Source organism: Rhizobium sp. ERR 942 (assembly GCF_007828395.1).
Classification (GTDB): Bacteria; Pseudomonadota; Alphaproteobacteria; order Rhizobiales; family Rhizobiaceae; genus Rhizobium; species Rhizobium dioscoreae.
Window position 1 is genome coordinate 380,219 of record NZ_VIUA01000005.1, and the last position, 17,130, is coordinate 397,348.

Below are 17,130 nucleotides of genomic sequence, written 5' to 3' on the forward strand. Positions count from 1 at the left end.
TCGCGCCGATGCCAGGCTAGACGGACTGGAATTTTCGGGGAGAGTTCAGGAACCAAAGAGAGTCGCGATCCTTCGGATTCGCTCCTTGCGCTTTAGGGCCTTGATCTCGCGCATGTCGTCCTCGCAAAAGCGCTGCGCACTTTTGCGCAAATGCTTTAGTTGCGCAGGCCGACCGATGCGTTCGTTGCGCGCGGAAGGTGGTCCGGCAGCGCATCGGAAGTACTTGCCAGCGATTTGATCAATGTCAGCACGGACTGGCGAATGCTTGGATCGTTGATTTTCATGAACGCCTTGTTGAGGCTCAAGCCTTCTTTGGACGTCAGGAAATCCGACAGATCCTCCAGCCCGTTGATTGCGCCGAGGCCGTCGGTGTTCAGCGGCTGCGAATTGTCTTGCTGGAAGAAGAAGGCAACCGGTACGGCGAGCACGCCGGCAATGGCTTGCAGTCGGCTGGCACCGATGCGATTGGTGCCTTTTTCGTATTTTTGCACCTGCTGAAACGTCACGCCGATCTGTTCGGCAAGCCGCTCCTGGCTCATGCCAAGCATGAGACGGCGCGTGCGGACGCGAGAGCCTACATAGGCGTCGATCGGGTTCGGTACTTTTGCACTCACTGCGCAATCTCCTTATTCAAATAGGGCTGGCGGATTACACCATACTTTGGCCCTTAACGACAAAGGGCGCGTGCTCTATCTGCCCGCGAAATGTGCGTTAAATGTGGGTGGAGCTCAACTAAAAGTCTTTTTATATTACGTTTTGTGACTCCGTACACGCATAAACCGCAGAAAAGCTGATTCGCGTCAATGCGGATTGAAGACCGAGGACGGCTTGCAATTATAGACAGGACAGGCCGGGTTATCTTTCGTCGGGACGTAGCTGCGGCTGGCATAGTCGGAGATGTCGCATTGCCCGCGGCCAGCCACATAGCGGTCGTAGAGAACGGGGCCGCCACGGGACGATGGATAGCGCAATATCACCGCGCGTTCGGCGGCAATCAGTTGCTGCACCGATGCGCAAGTCTTGCCGAGCGACTCATAGCGGGAAATTGCCGATGCCGGCCCGGCTATCGCCATCACCGTCAGAATAAGGGCTGCGGCAATGATCCTCATCGATGGTTCCTCTCAGCGAAAGCGCTGAATCTAAAATAGTCGCGATACGAGAAATGCCAAGATGCAATGACGCTTCCCGTTGTGCGGCTGTCTGCTTTTACATTGTTCGGGTGCCGGCAGTCGCAGCCGTCCTGAAGTAAATTGCCAAATGGGGCGACGAGTTGCTTTCAGCTCAATGAAAGGTTGGGCGTGCATGTCTTTTCCGCTTCAGGAGGAAGCGCGTGCCGTGCCGTTATCAATCGGCGCCGGTACACAAATGGAGAGGAGGACTTCATGCGTGCATCCAGCATTCTCAGATATTCCGCGATTTTTTCCCTTGCGATAGCTGCAGCCGGATTTGCTGCCACTGTGGCCAATGCCGCTGACAAGATTTCCATCATGGTGGGCGGCTATGAGAAGCAGATCTATCTGCCGGCCAAGCTTGCCGAAGGGCTTGGCTATTTCAAGGAACAGGGGCTGACCGTCGAACTTCTCAATGAGCCTGCAGGCGTCGATGCGGAAAACGAAATGCTGGCAGGCGCCGTTCAGGGCGTCGTCGGCTTCTACGATCATTGCATCGACCTTCAGGGCAAGGGCAAATTCGTCGAATCCGTCGTGCAGTTCAGCCAGGCACCGGGCGAAGTCGAGCTGGTGTCGGCCAAGCATCCGGAAATCAAATCTGCCGCCGATTTCAAGGGCAAGAGTCTGGGCGTCACCGGCCTCGGTTCGTCGACCAATTTCCTGACGCAGTATCTGGCCATCAAGGCCGGCCTGAAGCTGGGCGAATTCACCTCCGTTCCGGTCGGTGCCGGTCAGACCTTCATCGCTGCCATGCAGCAGGATGCCATTCAGGCCGGCATGACGACCGAGCCGACGGTCTCGCGTCTCTTGAAGACCGGCGAGGCCAAGGTTTTGATCGATATGCGCACGATGGACGGAACAAGAGCCGCTCTGGGTGGGACCTATCCTGCCGCGTCCCTCTATATGCAGGAGTCGTGGGTCAAGGATCACAAGGCGGAGGTGCAGAAGCTTGCGAACGCTTTCGTCAAGACGCTGCATTTCATCAACACCCATTCGGCCGCTGAGATCGCCGACAAGATGCCGAAAGATTTCTATGTCGGCGATAAGGACGGCTATGTGAAGGCGCTCGAAAACGGCAAGGCCATGTTCACCGCCGATGGTGTGATGCCCGAAGATGGCCCGAAAACCGTTCTTGCTGTACTTTCCGAATTCTCGAAGAATGTGCAGGGCAAGTCGATCGATCTGTCGAAGACCTATACGACCGAGTTCGTCAAGAACGCTAAATAGCGCGCGATAGCGTTTCCGGCGCCGGCGGTATAGTCCAGCCGCCGGCATCCGCGTTCATAAAATCACAATGTTCCCTCGCAGGGTTGCGCACTGAAAGCTGACTGAAAGGTTGCCCGCGCTAGTCTCGCTGAGCTTCGTGGAGGAAGCGCCTTTCCAGAGCGTCGTGTGGCGCAAGAATAAAACAGGAGGAGACATTGATGCGTCCATCGCGCACCTTTTTTCATACCGTAGCCCTTTCCCTCGTCATGACTGCTGCTTCGCTTGCAGCCACGGCCGCCAATGCTGCCGACAAGATTTCCATCATGGTGGGCGGCTACGAAAAGCAGATCTATCTGCCGGCCAAGCTCGCCGAATCCCTCGGCTACTTCAAGGATGAAGGCCTCGAGGTCGAGCTTCTCAACGAATCCGCCGGCGTCGACGCCGAAAACCAGCTGCTGGCAGGTGCCGTTCAGGGCGTCGTCGGCTTCTACGATCACTGTGTCGACCTACAGGCCAAGGGCAAGTTCATCAAGTCCGTCGTGCAGTTCAGCCAGGCACCGGGCGAAGTCGAGCTGGTTTCGGCCAAATATCCGGATATCAAGTCCTTCGCCGACCTGAAGGGCAAGCGTGCTGGCGTCACCGGCCTCGGCTCGTCCACCAACTTCCTGACGCTCTATATGGCGTCGAAGGCGGGCCTCTCCCCGGCTGACATCACGCCGGTTCCGGTCGGTGCCGGCCAGACCTTCATCGCCGCCATGCAGCAGGATGCCATCCAGGTGGGCATGACCACCGAGCCGACGATCTCGCGCCTGCTGAAGACCGGCGAAGCCAAGATCCTCGTTGATCTGCGCACGCTGAAGGGTACCGAGGAAGCGCTCGGCGGTACCTATCCGGCTGCTTCGCTCTATATGGATGCCGCATGGGTCGACGCCCATAAGGAAGAAGTGCAGAAGCTTGCGAACGCCTTCGTCAAGACGCTGCGCTTCATCCATACGCATTCCGCCGCTGAAATTGCCGAGAAGATGCCGAAGGACTTCTACGTCGGCGACAAGGAAGGCTACATCAAGGCTCTCGACGCCGGCAAGGAAATGTTCACGGCCGACGGCGTGATGCCGGAAGATGGTCCGAAGACGGTTCTCGCCGTGCTCTCGCAGTTCTCCAAGAACGTCAAGGGCAAGACGATCGACCTGTCGAAGACCTACACGACGGAGTTCGTGAAGAACGTCAAGTAAGCAGTCATGACGCCGCTTCCGGCAGTTTCCGGAAGCGGCGGTCTAAGAGACTTCGCAGTTCACTGGGCTTTGCGTGCACGCCCTAAAGGCACGCGTCAGGATCAGCACCATGCAACAGGATGAACGCCGTACCCCGGCGATCGAACTCATCAATGTCAGCCGCCGTTTCGTATCGCCGACCGGCAAGTCGCTGACCGCACTGCGCGATTTCAATATGACCGTCGAGCGCGGTGAATTCGTCGCGGTTGTCGGGCCGACGGGCTGCGGCAAGTCGACGACGCTCAATCTCGTCACTGGCCTTGCCAAGCCGAGCGCGGGCGAAGTCCGCCTGATGGGCGGCCCGGTCGACGGCATCGACCGGCGCGTCGGTTTCGCCTTCCAGACGGATGCGCTCTTTCCCTGGCAGAATGTCATCGAAAACGTCATGGCCGGCCCGCTGTTCCGCGGCAAGTCGAAGGCCGAGGCTGAGAAGATGGCCAAGGACTGGCTCGCCCGCGTCGGCCTTTCAAAGTTCCTGCACCACTATCCGCATCAGCTGTCGGGCGGCATGCGCAAGCGCGTCTCGCTGGCGCAGACCTTCATCAATGAGCCGGAAATCCTGCTGATGGACGAGCCTTTCTCGGCGCTTGACGTACAGACGCGCACGGTCATGCATGAGGAGCTGCTGAAGCTCTGGGCCGAGCGCCAGGCCTCGGTCGTCTTCGTGACACACGATCTCGAAGAGGCTGTCGCGCTCGCCGACAAGGTCTATGTCCTGACGGCCGGGCCGGCGACGGTGAAATCGGTCTACACGATCGACCTGCCGCGCCCGCGCGTCGTCTCGGAAATCCGTTACGAGCAGAACTTCATCGATTATTGCAAGACGATCTGGGACGACCTGCGCGAAGAAGTCGAAACCAGCTATCGCCGTGCCGCGGAAGCGGCATAAGGGAGGATTGATCATGGCAAACACAGCTCTCGAAGCAGGCAATGCCCCGATCTTCCGCGCCGGCACCTCGGACGCGGAAATCGAAGCCGCAGCACTGAAGGCGCTCGCTCGTCGCAAGTATGTCGTCAAGGCATGGCAGATCGGCATTTTGCTTGCCATCCTCGGCCTCTGGCAGCTCGCCTCCGACCTGCACTGGATCGATCCGTTCTTCTATTCTAGCCCCTATGGCATCGCGCTGCGCCTCTGGGAGTGGATCGTCGACGGCACCGAGAGCGGCTCGCTCTGGTATCACCTCGGTGTCACCATGGAAGAAGCGCTGATCGGCTTTATCATCGGCTCTGTGACCGGCGTCCTTGTCGGCGTCGCCCTTGGCCGCAACAAGCTCGCTTCCGATATCCTCTCGATCTACATCAAGGCGATCAACTCGATCCCGCGCGTCGTTCTCGCGCCGATCTTCGTGATGATCATGGGTCTCGGCCTGGCGTCGAAGGTGGCGCTGGCCTTCATCATGGTGTTCTTCGTCGTGTTCGCCAATGCCTTTCAGGGCGTTCGCGAAGCCGACCGCAACATGATTGCTAATGCCCGCATTCTCGGTGCTTCCAACTGGCAGGTCACCCGCAAGGTGATTTTGCCGTCGGCGATGAGCTGGATTTTTGCAAGCCTGCACATCTCCTTCTCCTTTGCCATCATCGGCGCAATCGTCGGTGAGTTCGTCGGATCGCTGGCCGGCATCGGCTACCTGATCTCGATTGCCAAGGGCACCTATGACGCAGCCGGCCTCTATGCCGCGATCATCCTGGTGATGATCGTCACGCTCGGCGCCGAATATGTGATGACGCTCATCGAAAACCGCATCACCCGCTGGCGTCCGCAGCAGAGCCTCGACACGCATTAAGTGTTGCTTTTCTGGCACCTCCCAAGGCCAGGGGCCGGGCGTTTCGCCCGGCCTTTTTTGTTGTGCCGATGTAGGAACTCTCTCTCCCCGCTCGCGGCAGGGCTATCGCATATGGAGGCGGGCGAGCACCATAAGCTCCTTCTCCCCTTGGGGAGAAGGTGGCCCGAAGGGTCGGATGAGGGGGTTATCGATTTGAATTCATGGATTTTGGTGGTCTTGGCAGGCACCCCCTCATCCGCCTGGCGGCACTTTCTCCCCGATGGGGAGAAGAAGGACGGCGGCGATCTCCGCTCATATGCAATACCCCTGCCGCTTGCGGGGAGAGGGGACTATCCCGCCGTCAGCGCCGCCCGCACTTTCAAACAGCCGGCAGCCGCACGCTGACCAGCAGCCCGCCGCCGGGTGCGTCATCTAGCCTGACCGCGCCGCCCGCGCCATCGACGACTTCGCGGACGATGGCGAGGCCGAGGCCGCTGCCCTCCGGTTCGGTACCCATGATGCGATAGAAGCGTTCGAAAACCTGCGTGCGTTCGGCTTCCGGGATGCCCGGCCCGTTGTCTTCGACCCATAGCAGAGCCGTATCGCCTTCCCGACTGACGCCGACCGTCACGCGGCCGCCCGGCTGCGTGTAGCGCAGCGCATTGTCGACGAGATTGACCAGCATTTCGCGCAGCATGGTGCCGTCGCCTTCGATATGGACCGCCGTTTCATCCGCCTCGAGCCCAAGGTCGATATTGCGCCGCAGGGCTTCCTCGGCGAGCGTTTCCAGCACGCGCCGGGCCGTTTCCGCCAGATCGATCGTATCGCTTCGTGGCCGGCGGCTGCCGGGCTCAGCGCGTGAAAGCGTCAGGAGCTGGCTGGCAAGCCGCGTCACCTGCCGGGTGCTGGACCGCAATGCCGTCAGCGCCTCGTCGCGCCTGACATTGTCGGTTTCACGGGCAGCAAAGCTTGCCTGCGTCGAGATCAGGGCGAGCGGTGTCCGCAGCTGGTGAGCGGCATTCGAGACGAAGCGACGCTGCGCCGCCATCTGGTTCTGCACCCGCTCCATGTGGTCGTTGAGGGCGTGGACGAGCGGCCGAAGCTCATTCTGCACCATGTGAGGGTCCAGCGGATCGAGGCGCTGCCGTCCGCGTTCGCGCACGGCATCACGCAGCCGAAGCACGGGAGCAAGCCCGCGCTGCAAGCCGATGATGGTCACCAGCCCGGCAAGCAGGACAAGCGCGAGCTGTTTGGTGAAATCCGACAGCCACAGCCTGCGGCGCATGGCATACTGGCTGTTATGGGTAACGGCAACGGTGACGGAAATCGTGCTGTCCTGATCAAGGCCAACAACCGGGTGGCTCAGCATGAGTACGCGGACGCCATCGGTCCGAAATGTCATGTCCTCGCCGCTAAAATCCCGTTTCGGCCGTGGCAGATCGGGAAAACCGGCGATGAGGTTCCCCCACGCCGTGACCACCTGATAGAAGACGCGGTCGCCATAGCCGGTGTCGAACATTTCCAGCGCTGCCGGGGGAATATCGATCTGCACGGTGCCGCTGCCGTCGACATGCGTCGCTTCCGCGATGACGCGGGCCGAGGCGAGCAGCGTGCGGTCGGTGACAAGATCGGCCGTCGCATCGGCCGAACGGAAGCTTAGATAAAGGTTGATGCAGATCGCGCCGATCAGGGTCAATACGACCCAGGCAAACAGCTGCGCGCGCAGGCTCGTCGTCAGCGCGCGAAGGCTGCGGCCGACGATTCTCTTCGACGCGGGGGCTTCATCATTGCGCATGGCGAAGGAGGTAACCCAAGCCGCGCAGTGTCGCGATCTGCACGGAGCTGCCTTCGAGCTTCTTTCGGACGCGATGCACATAGATCTCGATGGCGCTGGTATCGGCGAGATCGTCGAAGCCGAAGACGCTTTCCGAGAGCGTCGCCTTGGTGACGGTCGTGCCGGCTTTCATGACGAGATGTTCGAGCACTGCATGTTCGCGCGGCGTCAGCGCCAGCGATTCGCCGGCCAGATAGAATTGCCGCGTGCCGCCATCGAACACCAAGTCGCCGACGGCGATCTCCGGCGCGGCGCGATCGTGGCCGCGGCGGACGGCCGCGCGTATGCGGGCTTCCAGCTCGGCAATCTCGAAAGGCTTGGCGAGATAGTCGTCGGCGCCGCTGTCGAGGCCGGCGACCCGGCCGTCGAGACTGGCATTGGCCGTCAGGATGATGACCGGCACCTTGTTGCCGCTCTGGCGCAGCCGCTTGAGCAGCGTCAGCCCGTCCATTTTCGGTAGCGACAGATCGAGGATGACAATGGCGTAGGCCGCCACTTTCAGCATGTGCTCGGCATCCTCGCCATCATAAGCGATGTCGACGACATACTGCGCCTGACGCAGCGCCTTGCCGAGCCAGGACGCCAGTTCGCGGTTGTCTTCGACGATCAGGAGCCTCATGAAGCGACTATACAGCAAGTGTCGGATATGGCGAACAATTCCGGCGGTTTTCCAGTCAGTGGATCATCGGTTGGCGAGCCTTAGGCCCATCTCACGGACCTCCCTCAGATAGACCTTGCGCGCATAGGGCGGGGTCAGATTGTGGTCGGCTTCGGGAATGATGGTGAGGCGTATATCCGGAAAATGCCTCAGGCCCGCGCCGTTTTCGCCGAACTCGTCATGCAGGTGATCGAGGCCGATATCATGGGCGCTGTAGATCAGGGACATGTCGACGCCGCGTTTGGTAAGCGTTCGGAAACCACCCAGCACAGGTCCTTGAGCCGCAGCAAAGATGGGGAACGTACCGAGCAGGTGGCGAGCCGTCCGTATCGCCCGCCGTCCGAGCCCGGTCGCCATGTTGCATATGGCGCTCCTTGCATCGATCTGGCCGCCGAAGAGCCGCTTCAGCGTTTCCATCTGCAGGAGTTTGCGCCCGTAGGTTTCGAGCGATCGGGGAGCGAAGCGCAGCGCTTCATCGACCGATCGACTCTCGTCCCAATGGAAGCTGTAGGGATTGACCGTGATGAGGCCGCGGCAGCGCACATCGCGTAACGCTGCCTGAAAGGCGAGATAGCCGCCGCTGCAGCGTCCTACCACATAGGCTGGCAGCAAGCCCCGCTTCTCCAGAAAGTCCAATGCCTCAATAACATCGAGATGCTGGTCGCGGGAATAGAGCACCTGCTCGGGTGCCCCGGAAAGCGGCGGGCTGTCGCCGACATTGGCCGTATCGAAACGCAGCGAGGCAATGCCGTCCTGGGCAAGCGCACGTGCCATGGTGACCGACATCCGGCCCCAGCCCGCATGTCGGTCATAGGCTGTCGTCAGGAGCAGGGCGGTCGCGCCCGTTCGGGCACCCTGCGGCTCGCAGAGAATGCCGAACAGTCGATTGTCCGCGCCGAAACGCAGCGGCGTCTCGCTAAAGCCTTCGCCGATGAGAGGTTCCGCGACCGGCGGCGTAAGATCGGGCGATGCGATTTCAGTGGTGTTGCCCGCGATCGACCGCACCCATTCGGCTATTTTCCGGCGGGCCGCCGTCGGCATGGTGGCGATGGTCGGGTTCGAGACGAGATCGTCGTAACCATCAAAGGAGGCCTGCGTGACCCGGGGGCCGAGCGTTTCGAGATGACGCGCGAAATCGTCGTCTCCCGGGCGGCCCGGGCGTGTCAGTATCAAGCAATTCGGCGTGGCCAGTCGATCAAGCGTCATGAGGTTCAGCTTCCTGACCGCATCGGCGGCGCTATCGGGCATGCGCAGGCTGGCGACGGTGACGCCCTCGGTCTGACGCTGCGCTTCGGAAAGCCCCATGCTTTCATCGATCATCTTCGACCAGACGGTCAGTTCGCGCAGATAGGCGCGGCCAGAGATGACGGGCGCGAGAAAGGCTATGCCGTCGATGCCGGCAAGCCGCTCGGCGAGAGCAGTGGCGATGGTCCCGCCGAGACCCTGGCTGACGAGCATCAGCCGCTCACAGCCGGAAAGCGCTTTCAACTGTGTAGCGGCGGCCAGCGCGGTTTCATGCCACGGCGACAGACCTTCGCCCGCATCGACGATATCGAGCGCATCGCCGGTGCCGGCATAATCGAAGCGCAGACTGGCGACGCCGATCTCGGCAAGATCCTCGGCCAGAATCCGCCAGAACTTGCGCACGCACATTTCCTCGAAGCCCCAGGGGCTGAGAAACAGGGCGGCGGTGTTGCGCGAAGGTGCCATGGCCGATGTGAACAGGCCGACCGTTCCGGCGAACGTTACCGGGGCCGCTGCCGATCTCGACTGCCTTCCTTTGTCTTCTTCCTCGGCGGCTCCCCAACCAGCCATGCTAGTCTCCTCACATTCGGCGTGGGGCCAATAGGGCCAGAGCCTGAGTGGCAATCGGATTGATACGTGCAGGCAACCGCGTCGCGATCTTCTGCATGACCTCGATATCTTCGGCTGGAACGGCTTTCAGCATTCTGAGCGCAATGCCATAGGCCAGAGCGCCGGCGATGATGGCGCCCACGAGACCTGCGACACCGGTCAGCGCCTGAACGAAACCATAGGCTGCAACCGCGCATAGAATGGCAGCAACCGTAACTTTTGCAAGGTTGATGAGCATACCGCGCGTCGATCCTTCGAATTCCATGCGGCGTACCGTCATCAGGCACAGGGCGACAAAGGCGAGCAGACGAACCAGCGCCGCACCCTCGCCTCCGAAAAAGGGTACGGCGATGACGCAGCCGATGACCATGATGACGCTGGCGATGACGCCGAGGACGGTGCGTTCGCGCACGCGATCCAGCGAATAAAGATATTGCGTGCAAATCTGCATGAAGACATAGGGCACCGCGGTCAGGGACAGCAGCGCCACCATGCCGCCGCTCGGCGCAAAGGCCGGGCCGAAGATCGTCACGACAAGCTCCGGCGAAATGGCGGCAAGTCCGAAGCTCATCGGCAGGGTGATATAGGCTATGCTGCGCGCCACGCCGGCAAAGACCTCGACCGGCAGCTTGTCCGATGCCCGGGCATGCATCTGTTCGGAATAATAGGGCAGAAGGCTGCCGCTTAATTGTACGGGCAGCTGCAGTGCGAGATTGGCGAGCGACAGGCCGACGGCATAAAAGCCGACCGCTTCGATGCCCCAGTAGCGCTGCAGGAAGACGAGTTCGATACGATTGAGAAAAATCGAGCTGTTGATGAGTTCGATCGAGAGGATGAGCGACGAGCCGATGAGAGCGGAAAGGCCGACGCCGCAGCTGTTCTTGCGCGCGATCGCAATCCTGAGCGTCGCGATGAACATCGGCAGCTGCCCAATCGCATAGCCGGCGAGCGCGCCGCTGACGCCGAAGAAGATCGCTCCCGCAAGGACGGTAACGAGCTGCAGCGCCGAACTTATTATGGTGATGCGCAGGAACGCGCCGACTTGCTGCTCGCCGATCAGATAGTTCTTGCTGTAGGCGCCGAGAGACTGAAGAACGAAGAATACGCCCGTGATCACAATGACTTCGGATGCATCGCCCGCCCAATGCAGCCGCTCCGTATCCCAATAATAGGCGGCGTAGCCTGCAAGCAGGATCACGGTTGCGAGAATCGTCGGCTGCAGAAGATACGCGGCAAAACCAAGCCGTTCTTCGGTAGAATAGCCGTTCCCCTTCAGCTGGGGCAGAATGCGCAGCAGGGTAACGCCGGCGCCGAGCTCGGCGATCAGTGCTCCCGTCGTCGTCAGCCACAGAGAAAAGGCGATGATGCCGTTGGCCTCGGGGCCCAGCAGGCGCGCCGCTATGATCGAACATGCAAAGCCGGTCGCAAGCAGGGTCAATCCCGCCGCCGCGTTCAAAACCGAATTTGCCATTATGCTCTTCGTCATGAAGATAGACCGCTCCTCAAACTGCCGGAACCTACCGCACATGTCCGGCTTTTCGTGGGGATAGCGTCAGCTCTATTTCATATGCCTTAATATTTAGGGTTTAATGCTGCGCTAAGTTCATTTTTTACTTCGGCTAATATTCTTTCTCTCTGATATTGGCCGCTCGAGGGCTTGTGCGGAGGGTTTCATTGTTCAGCCTTATCGTCTGCACGATCGATCGTTTCGATCAGCTGGAGCGGCTATTCCGTTCGCTGGTGGGGCAGAGTCATAAGGATTTCGAGGTCATCGTCGTCGATCAGAACCTCGACGACCGGCTGCGCGAGCTTATCGACCGCTTTTTCCCCTCCTTCCTCATTCGTCACGTCCGTTCGCCGAAGGGACTTTCGCGGGCGCGCAACAAAGGCATGGCGGTTGCGGAGGGCGATTACGTCTGTTTTCCCGACGATGACTGCTGGTACGAGGCCGATACGCTTTCGACGGCCGCGACTTTGTTTGCCGAGCACCCCGACCTCGCGATCGTCACCGGCCGAACGCTTGATGCCCAAGGTCTTGCCTCCGTCAGCCCGACGGGTGAGACGCAGCTTGCCCTGACCCGGTGGAACTATCTGAGGTGCGGCAATTCCAATGGCATCTTCGTGCGCCGTGCGGCCCTGGTCGATATCGGTGGTTTCGACGAGGATCTCGGCGTCGGCTCGGAATCGCCGTTCCAAAGCGGCGAAGAGGCGGATTTCCTGCTTCGCGCGCTTGGCGCCGGCAGACAAGCGATGTTCTTTCCCGAGCTCATCGTCCATCACGATCAGGTCACGAGCGAATACGGGCCGCGGCAGGTGGAGCGTGCGCGCAAATATGGGCGCGGCTTCGGCGCGCTGATGCGCAAGCAGGCCTTTCCCTTGTATTATGTCAGCTATCGCCTGTTTCGCCCGGTCGCCGGCTGGCTGGCGGCGCTGGCGCGATTCAACCTTGATGCGGCCCGCTACAAGCGCGCCTGGCTGGTGGGGATTCTGGAAGGTTACGCCGCCTGGCCGCGCTGGCGCAGGAACTGAGGCGACTTGCCTTTCGGCGTCAGGGTTTCCGCATAGATATCCATATAGCGCTGGGCGACCTCGTCCCAGGCATAGGCACGGGCATCGCGCAACAGCTCCTGTCGCAGGCTCAGGTCGTCGCCCTGTAGGCGCTCAAAGGCGGCGGTCAGCGCATCGGCGGCAGCTTCCGGATTGGAGAAATCCGAGAGCATGAGGGCCGGGTGGGTTTCGGCCATCGCCTTATAGGCCTCGTTGGCGTTCAGCACCGGCAGCAGGCCGGCGCTCATCGCTTCGATCGCCACGAGACCGAAGCCTTCGTACTCGGAGGCCGAGGCGAAGAGCGATGCGCGGGCGATGATGTTGCGGATCGAGCCTTCGTCGATCGAGACATGCAGCGCGACATTGCGCTCCAGATTGCGAACGGCAATTTCCTTTTCCAGCATTGCCCGGTCGAGATCCGATTCGGCGCCGATAATGTCGAGATGCCAGTCCTCATGGCGGCCTGCCAGCACCTTCATGACGTCAAGCAGATGATCGAGTCGCTTGTTGATCGAGAAACGGCCTATCGTGACGATGCGGCGACGTGCTTCCAAAGCGGCGCAATTGGAAAACTTGCCGACATCGGCGCCGTTTTCGATCAGGTGCACGCGGCTTTCGGCAATCTGCGCAAAGAGCCGCGCGTCGGACTGGCTGCAGCAGATGAGAGAGGCATAACCGAGCGCGGAAAGCCGCGTTGCCGTGTTGAACCAGACCTTCTTGATGGCCGCATATTTCTGCGTGTGGAAGAAGCCGCCATGGGTGGTGGCGACCATGGGCCGTCCGTGCATCAGCTTGCCCCAGGCCAGCGCATCGAAGAAGAAATCGACGGCGTGGACATGAACGAGGTCGGCATCGGCCAGATGGCGGAAAACCTTGGGCGCCAGCGGATATCGGCTGGAGCCGGACCAGGGAATGCGGACGATTTCGATGCCGTCGATCGTTTCGCCTTCAGGCAGTTGGCGGTCGGGATCGGAAAACAGGCTGTTGCAGGTAACGACGCGTACGCGATAGCCGCGAGAAACCAGCTGGCGGCACAGATTGGCAACGACATCTTCAAGGCCGCCCTTGTTCGGCAGGAACTGACGCACGACATGCACGATCAGCGGCCCGGCCTGCTTGTTCGCCTGAATATCCGCAACAGCCGATGTCATCGATCCACCCTCGACCCCAATGCCGCGCCATGCACCGGCAATCCGGCGCTGCAGCGCGCCGCCCGTTGATCAGTTGGCAAAGCAGATCATCGGGTCGGTTAAAAAGGGTTTAATTCTGCGCAGAAAGCCGAGCGGTTTCGGACAAGAGGGTTAATGTCGGGCCGATTTGCGGAGTGGGAGGAGCTTGTCTGGTGGATGTGCGGTGGCGCGACACCATGATTGTCGGTTGCTCCTGTGACCTGCCCCTCACTCCCGCCCTCTCCCCGCTTGCGGCAGGGCTAGGTGAGGGGCAATCCCGCGAATGTGACTTCAATTGCGACCCGAGTCCAAGCCTCTCAAAACGCTCGGAAGGTCAGCGTCGTCAGCGAGCGGACGATGCCCGGGATATTGGCGATGTGGTCGTTGATGAACTTGCCGATATCCTGCTCTTCGGCGATGTAGACCTTCATCAGCAGGTCGTAGTCGCCGCTGGTGGAATACAGTTCCGAAACAAGCTCCGTCTGGTAGATCGCATCGGCGACCTCATAGGTCTTGCCGGGGGCGCATTGGAGCTGAACGAAAATGGGCTTCATGAGAATGTCCTGCTTCTGTCTGCCGCCGCCATAGCGGCCGGCTTTTCTCTATCATGGTCGAAAGCGCCTTCGCCATGCAAGTTTTTCTCCAGAGCCGATGATTTTTTGGCATCATGCCATGTCCATCGGATGTCGCTCTTGCCGCTTCCGCAATTTCGAGCATGGCGCTAGATTGGCGCGATTATCTCTGTCGATTGGACCGATTTCATGCTGAATGACCCGCGCTCCCACGGTCTTTGGGAAAAGACCGCTCCCCCACCGCCGGCAACCAAGCCGCTTTTCGGTGATATCAATGCCGATGTCGTGGTGGTCGGGGGCGGCTATACCGGTCTTTCGACGGCGTTGCATCTGGCGGAAGCTGGTACCAGCGTCGTGCTGCTGGAAGCCAATGAAATCGGCTTTGGCGGCGCGGGCCGCAATGTTGGCCTCATCAATGCCGGCATGTGGGTGATGCCGGACGATTTGCCCGGCGAACTCGGTGCCGTCCACGGCGAGCGACTGCTCGATCTGCTCGGCAACGGGCCGAAGCTGGTTATGGAGCTGATCGACAAGCATGGCATCGCCTGCGAACTCGAACGCAACGGCACACTGCATTGCGCTGTCGGGCCGGAGGGGCTGAAGGAAATCGAAGAGCGGGCCCGGCAATGGGAAAAGCGCGGTGCGCCGGTCACGGTATTGGATGCGCGGGAGACGGAGCGCCGGGTCGGCAGCTCGGCCTACACCGGGGCGTTGCTCGACATGCGCGCCGGCACGCTGCAGCCGCTTGCCTATGCGCGCGGCCTTGCCCATGCCGTCGTCAAAGCCGGCGTTGCCATTCACACCGGCAGCCGGGTGACATCGACGGAAAGAAGCGGTGCGAAATGGGTGGTTTCGACCGAGCGCGGCAAGGTGAGCGCCGACTGGATCGTGGTGGCTACGGACGCCTACAGCACCGGTCCGTGGGAAAAGGTTCGGAACGAACAGGTGCATCTGCCCTATTTCAATTTCGCTACCGTCCCGCTCGGCGACAACTTGCGCAAATCCGTGCTGCCGGGGCGTGAAGGCGCCTGGGATACCAAGGAAGTGCTCTCGTCCTTCCGTATGGATCAGGCCGGCCGGCTCGTATTCGGCAGCGTTGGCGCGCTGCGCAACACCGGCCTTGCCATCCACAAGAATTGGGCTCGGCGCTCGATCAGGAAACTCTTTCCGCAGCTTGGCGACATTCCCTTCGAATGCGAATGGTATGGCAAGATCGGCATGACCGACAATGCGCTGCCGCGCTTCCACAAGCTGGACCGGAATGTCGTCGGTTTCTCAGGCTATAACGGCCGCGGGATTGCGCCCGGCACAGTGTTCGGCAAGGTGCTTGCCAGCCATATCCTGGGGCAGATTTCCGAGGCCGATCTGCCGCTGCCGGTAACCGATATCGTCGAGCCGAGCTTCAGGGCGGCAAAGGAAATGTGGTACGAGGCCGGTGCCCAGGCCGCGCATTTCGTCGGTGCCCGGGTGTAAAATAATCCAACAGGCATTACGGGAAGAGTAAACAAGATGATCGCGACATCAGATCTTGCTGCCGAAACCAAGACAATACTGACGGAACTTGCCGTATCGGCCGATCGCTACACCGGCGGAACGCTGGTCGTCACCTCACCGGTCACCGGCGCCGAGATCGGCCGGCTGAAGGAGCATTCGACTAATGAGGCGAAGGCTGCGATCGCGGCGGCACACGACGCGTTTCTTATCTGGCGCAATGTGCCGGCGCCGAAGCGCGGCGAGCTGATCCGCCTGCTTGGCGAGGAGCTGCGCGCCGGCAAGGCGGCCCTTGGGCGTCTCGTCTCGATCGAAGTGGGCAAGATCACCTCCGAGGGCCTCGGCGAAGTGCAGGAGATGATCGATATCTGCGATTTCGCCGTCGGTCTCTCGCGCCAGCTTTATGGTCTCACCATCGCTACGGAGCGCTCCGAGCACCGGATGATGGAAAGCTGGCATCCGCTGGGCGCGATCGGCATCATCTCGGCCTTCAACTTCCCCGTCGCGGTCTGGTCGTGGAATGCGGCGCTTGCCATGGTCTGCGGCAACTCCACCATCTGGAAACCGTCGGAGAAAACCCCGCTGACGGCGCTTGCCGTGCAGGCCCTGTTCGAAAAGGCGCTGAAGCGCTACGTCGCCGAGGGCGGCGAGGCGCCCGCCAATCTTTCGACCCTGCTGATCGGTGGCCGCGATCTTGGCGAGTTGCTGGTCGATCATCGCCAAGTGCCGCTGGTCTCGGCGACCGGATCGACGGCCATGGGCCGCGCCGTCGGCCCGCGTCTTGCAGGCCGTTTCGCCCGCGCCATCCTCGAGCTTGGCGGCAACAATGCCGCGATCGTCTGCCCGACGGCCGATCTCGACCTCACCCTGCGTGGCGTTGCCTTTTCGGCCATGGGCACGGCCGGCCAGCGCTGCACGACGCTGCGCCGCCTCTTCGTCCACGACAGCGTTTACGATCAGCTCGTTCCGCGTCTGCAGAAGGCCTACGGTTCGGTGACGATAGGCAATCCCCTTGAAGCCGGTACTCTGGTCGGCCCGCTGATCGATAAGCAGGCCTTCGACCGCATGCAGGCGGCCCTCGCCGCTGCGAAGGCGGCCGGCGGCACCGTGACGGGCGGCGAGCGCGTCGAAAACGGCTCTGCCGATGCCTTCTATGTCCGCCCGGCGCTCGTCGAAATGCCCGAGCAGACCGGCCCCGTCGAGCAGGAGACCTTTGCGCCGATCCTCTATGTCATGAAGTACAGCGATTTCGACAAGGCGCTGGCGCTGCATAACGCCGTGCCGCAAGGCCTGTCGTCCTCGATCTTCACCAATGACATGCGGGAAGCCGAGACGTTCGTCTCCGCGCGTGGTTCGGATTGCGGCATCGCCAACGTCAATCTTGGCCCCTCCGGTGCCGAGATCGGCGGCGCATTCGGCGGCGAGAAGGAAACCGGTGGCGGGCGCGAGTCCGGATCCGATGCCTGGAAGGCCTATATGCGCCGAGCGACCAATACGATCAATTACGGCCGCACCCTGCCGCTTGCCCAGGGCGTCAAGTTCGACGTGGCATAGCGCGAGAGCCTTGCTGCATTGCGATGGAGAGGATGAAGGCGT

At 61.1% G+C, this 17,130-nt stretch carries 15 protein-coding genes; 7 read left to right on the plus strand and 8 right to left on the minus strand.

From position 1 onward, the window contains the following. Nucleotides 1-155 precede the first annotated feature (155 nt). A complete protein-coding gene (locus FBZ97_RS21855; protein WP_113331585.1) occupies nucleotides 156-614 on the minus strand; it encodes a helix-turn-helix transcriptional regulator in 459 nt (152 codons plus the stop codon). Nucleotides 615-800: 186 nt separating this feature from the next. Further along, a complete protein-coding gene (locus FBZ97_RS21860) occupies nucleotides 801-1,109 on the minus strand; it encodes a hypothetical protein (RefSeq protein WP_113331586.1) in 309 nt (102 codons plus the stop codon). A gap of 273 nt (nucleotides 1,110-1,382) precedes the next feature. On the opposite strand from FBZ97_RS21860, the gene FBZ97_RS21865 reads away from it, so the two are divergent. From FBZ97_RS21865 to FBZ97_RS21880, 4 genes are all read left to right on the plus strand, one after another. Continuing rightward, nucleotides 1,383-2,396 (plus strand): ABC transporter substrate-binding protein, encoded by a 1,014-nt coding sequence (locus FBZ97_RS21865; protein ID WP_113420404.1) that lies wholly within the window; start codon nucleotides 1,383-1,385, stop codon nucleotides 2,394-2,396. 197 nt (nucleotides 2,397-2,593) lie between these two features. Beyond that, nucleotides 2,594-3,607, plus strand: coding sequence for an ABC transporter substrate-binding protein (locus FBZ97_RS21870; RefSeq protein ID WP_069611619.1), 1,014 nt, complete (start codon nucleotides 2,594-2,596; stop codon nucleotides 3,605-3,607). 109 nt (nucleotides 3,608-3,716) lie between these two features. After that, nucleotides 3,717-4,535: an ABC transporter ATP-binding protein gene (locus tag FBZ97_RS21875; protein ID WP_113249660.1), complete on the plus strand. Its 819-nt coding sequence runs from the start codon at nucleotides 3,717-3,719 to the stop codon at nucleotides 4,533-4,535. A gap of 13 nt (nucleotides 4,536-4,548) precedes the next feature. Then, nucleotides 4,549-5,430, plus strand: a complete 882-nt coding sequence (locus FBZ97_RS21880) for an ABC transporter permease (RefSeq protein WP_113352962.1) — start codon at nucleotides 4,549-4,551, stop codon at nucleotides 5,428-5,430. Nucleotides 5,431-5,788: 358 nt separating this feature from the next. On the opposite strand, the gene FBZ97_RS21885 is transcribed toward FBZ97_RS21880, so the two are convergent. The 4 genes from FBZ97_RS21885 to FBZ97_RS21900 form a co-directional block, all read right to left on the minus strand. Next, a complete protein-coding gene (locus FBZ97_RS21885; protein WP_113420402.1) occupies nucleotides 5,789-7,204 on the minus strand; it encodes a sensor histidine kinase in 1,416 nt (471 codons plus the stop codon). After that, a complete protein-coding gene (locus FBZ97_RS21890; protein WP_095433066.1) occupies nucleotides 7,194-7,862 on the minus strand; it encodes a response regulator in 669 nt (222 codons plus the stop codon). The genes FBZ97_RS21885 and FBZ97_RS21890 overlap by 11 nt, the downstream gene beginning before the upstream one ends. A 63-nt stretch (nucleotides 7,863-7,925) precedes the next feature. Continuing rightward, the gene (locus FBZ97_RS21895) at nucleotides 7,926-9,716 is read right to left on the minus strand and encodes an alpha/beta fold hydrolase (RefSeq protein ID WP_113420401.1); all 1,791 of its coding nucleotides are present in this window, start codon (nucleotides 9,714-9,716) and stop codon (nucleotides 7,926-7,928) included. Nucleotides 9,717-9,726: 10 nt separating this feature from the next. Beyond that, nucleotides 9,727-11,241 carry a polysaccharide biosynthesis C-terminal domain-containing protein gene (locus FBZ97_RS21900; RefSeq protein ID WP_113420400.1) on the minus strand — a complete coding sequence of 505 codons (1,515 nt, stop codon included), beginning with the start codon at nucleotides 11,239-11,241 and terminating at the stop codon, nucleotides 9,727-9,729. 188 nt (nucleotides 11,242-11,429) lie between these two features. On the opposite strand from FBZ97_RS21900, the gene FBZ97_RS21905 reads away from it, so the two are divergent. After that, nucleotides 11,430-12,284 (plus strand): glycosyltransferase family A protein, encoded by an 855-nt coding sequence (locus FBZ97_RS21905; protein ID WP_145321961.1) that lies wholly within the window; start codon nucleotides 11,430-11,432, stop codon nucleotides 12,282-12,284. On the opposite strand, the gene FBZ97_RS21910 is transcribed toward FBZ97_RS21905, so the two are convergent. Together FBZ97_RS21910 and FBZ97_RS21915 are read right to left on the minus strand one after the other, a co-directional pair. Then, nucleotides 12,251-13,453: a glycosyltransferase family 4 protein gene (locus tag FBZ97_RS21910; protein WP_145321963.1), complete on the minus strand. Its 1,203-nt coding sequence runs from the start codon at nucleotides 13,451-13,453 to the stop codon at nucleotides 12,251-12,253. The genes FBZ97_RS21905 and FBZ97_RS21910 overlap by 34 nt on opposite strands. Before the next feature lie 335 nt (nucleotides 13,454-13,788). Then, a complete protein-coding gene (locus FBZ97_RS21915) occupies nucleotides 13,789-14,025 on the minus strand; it encodes an Lrp/AsnC ligand binding domain-containing protein (protein ID WP_015341532.1) in 237 nt (78 codons plus the stop codon). Nucleotides 14,026-14,232: 207 nt separating this feature from the next. Between FBZ97_RS21915 and FBZ97_RS21920 the strand changes: the two genes are divergently transcribed. Continuing rightward, complete coding sequence (locus FBZ97_RS21920) at nucleotides 14,233-15,516, plus strand: FAD-binding oxidoreductase (protein ID WP_145321965.1); 1,284 nt, start codon at nucleotides 14,233-14,235, stop codon at nucleotides 15,514-15,516. 36 nt (nucleotides 15,517-15,552) lie between these two features. Continuing rightward, nucleotides 15,553-17,088: an aldehyde dehydrogenase family protein gene (locus FBZ97_RS21925; protein WP_113420397.1), complete on the plus strand. Its 1,536-nt coding sequence runs from the start codon at nucleotides 15,553-15,555 to the stop codon at nucleotides 17,086-17,088. Nucleotides 17,089-17,130: the final 42 nt, after the last annotated feature.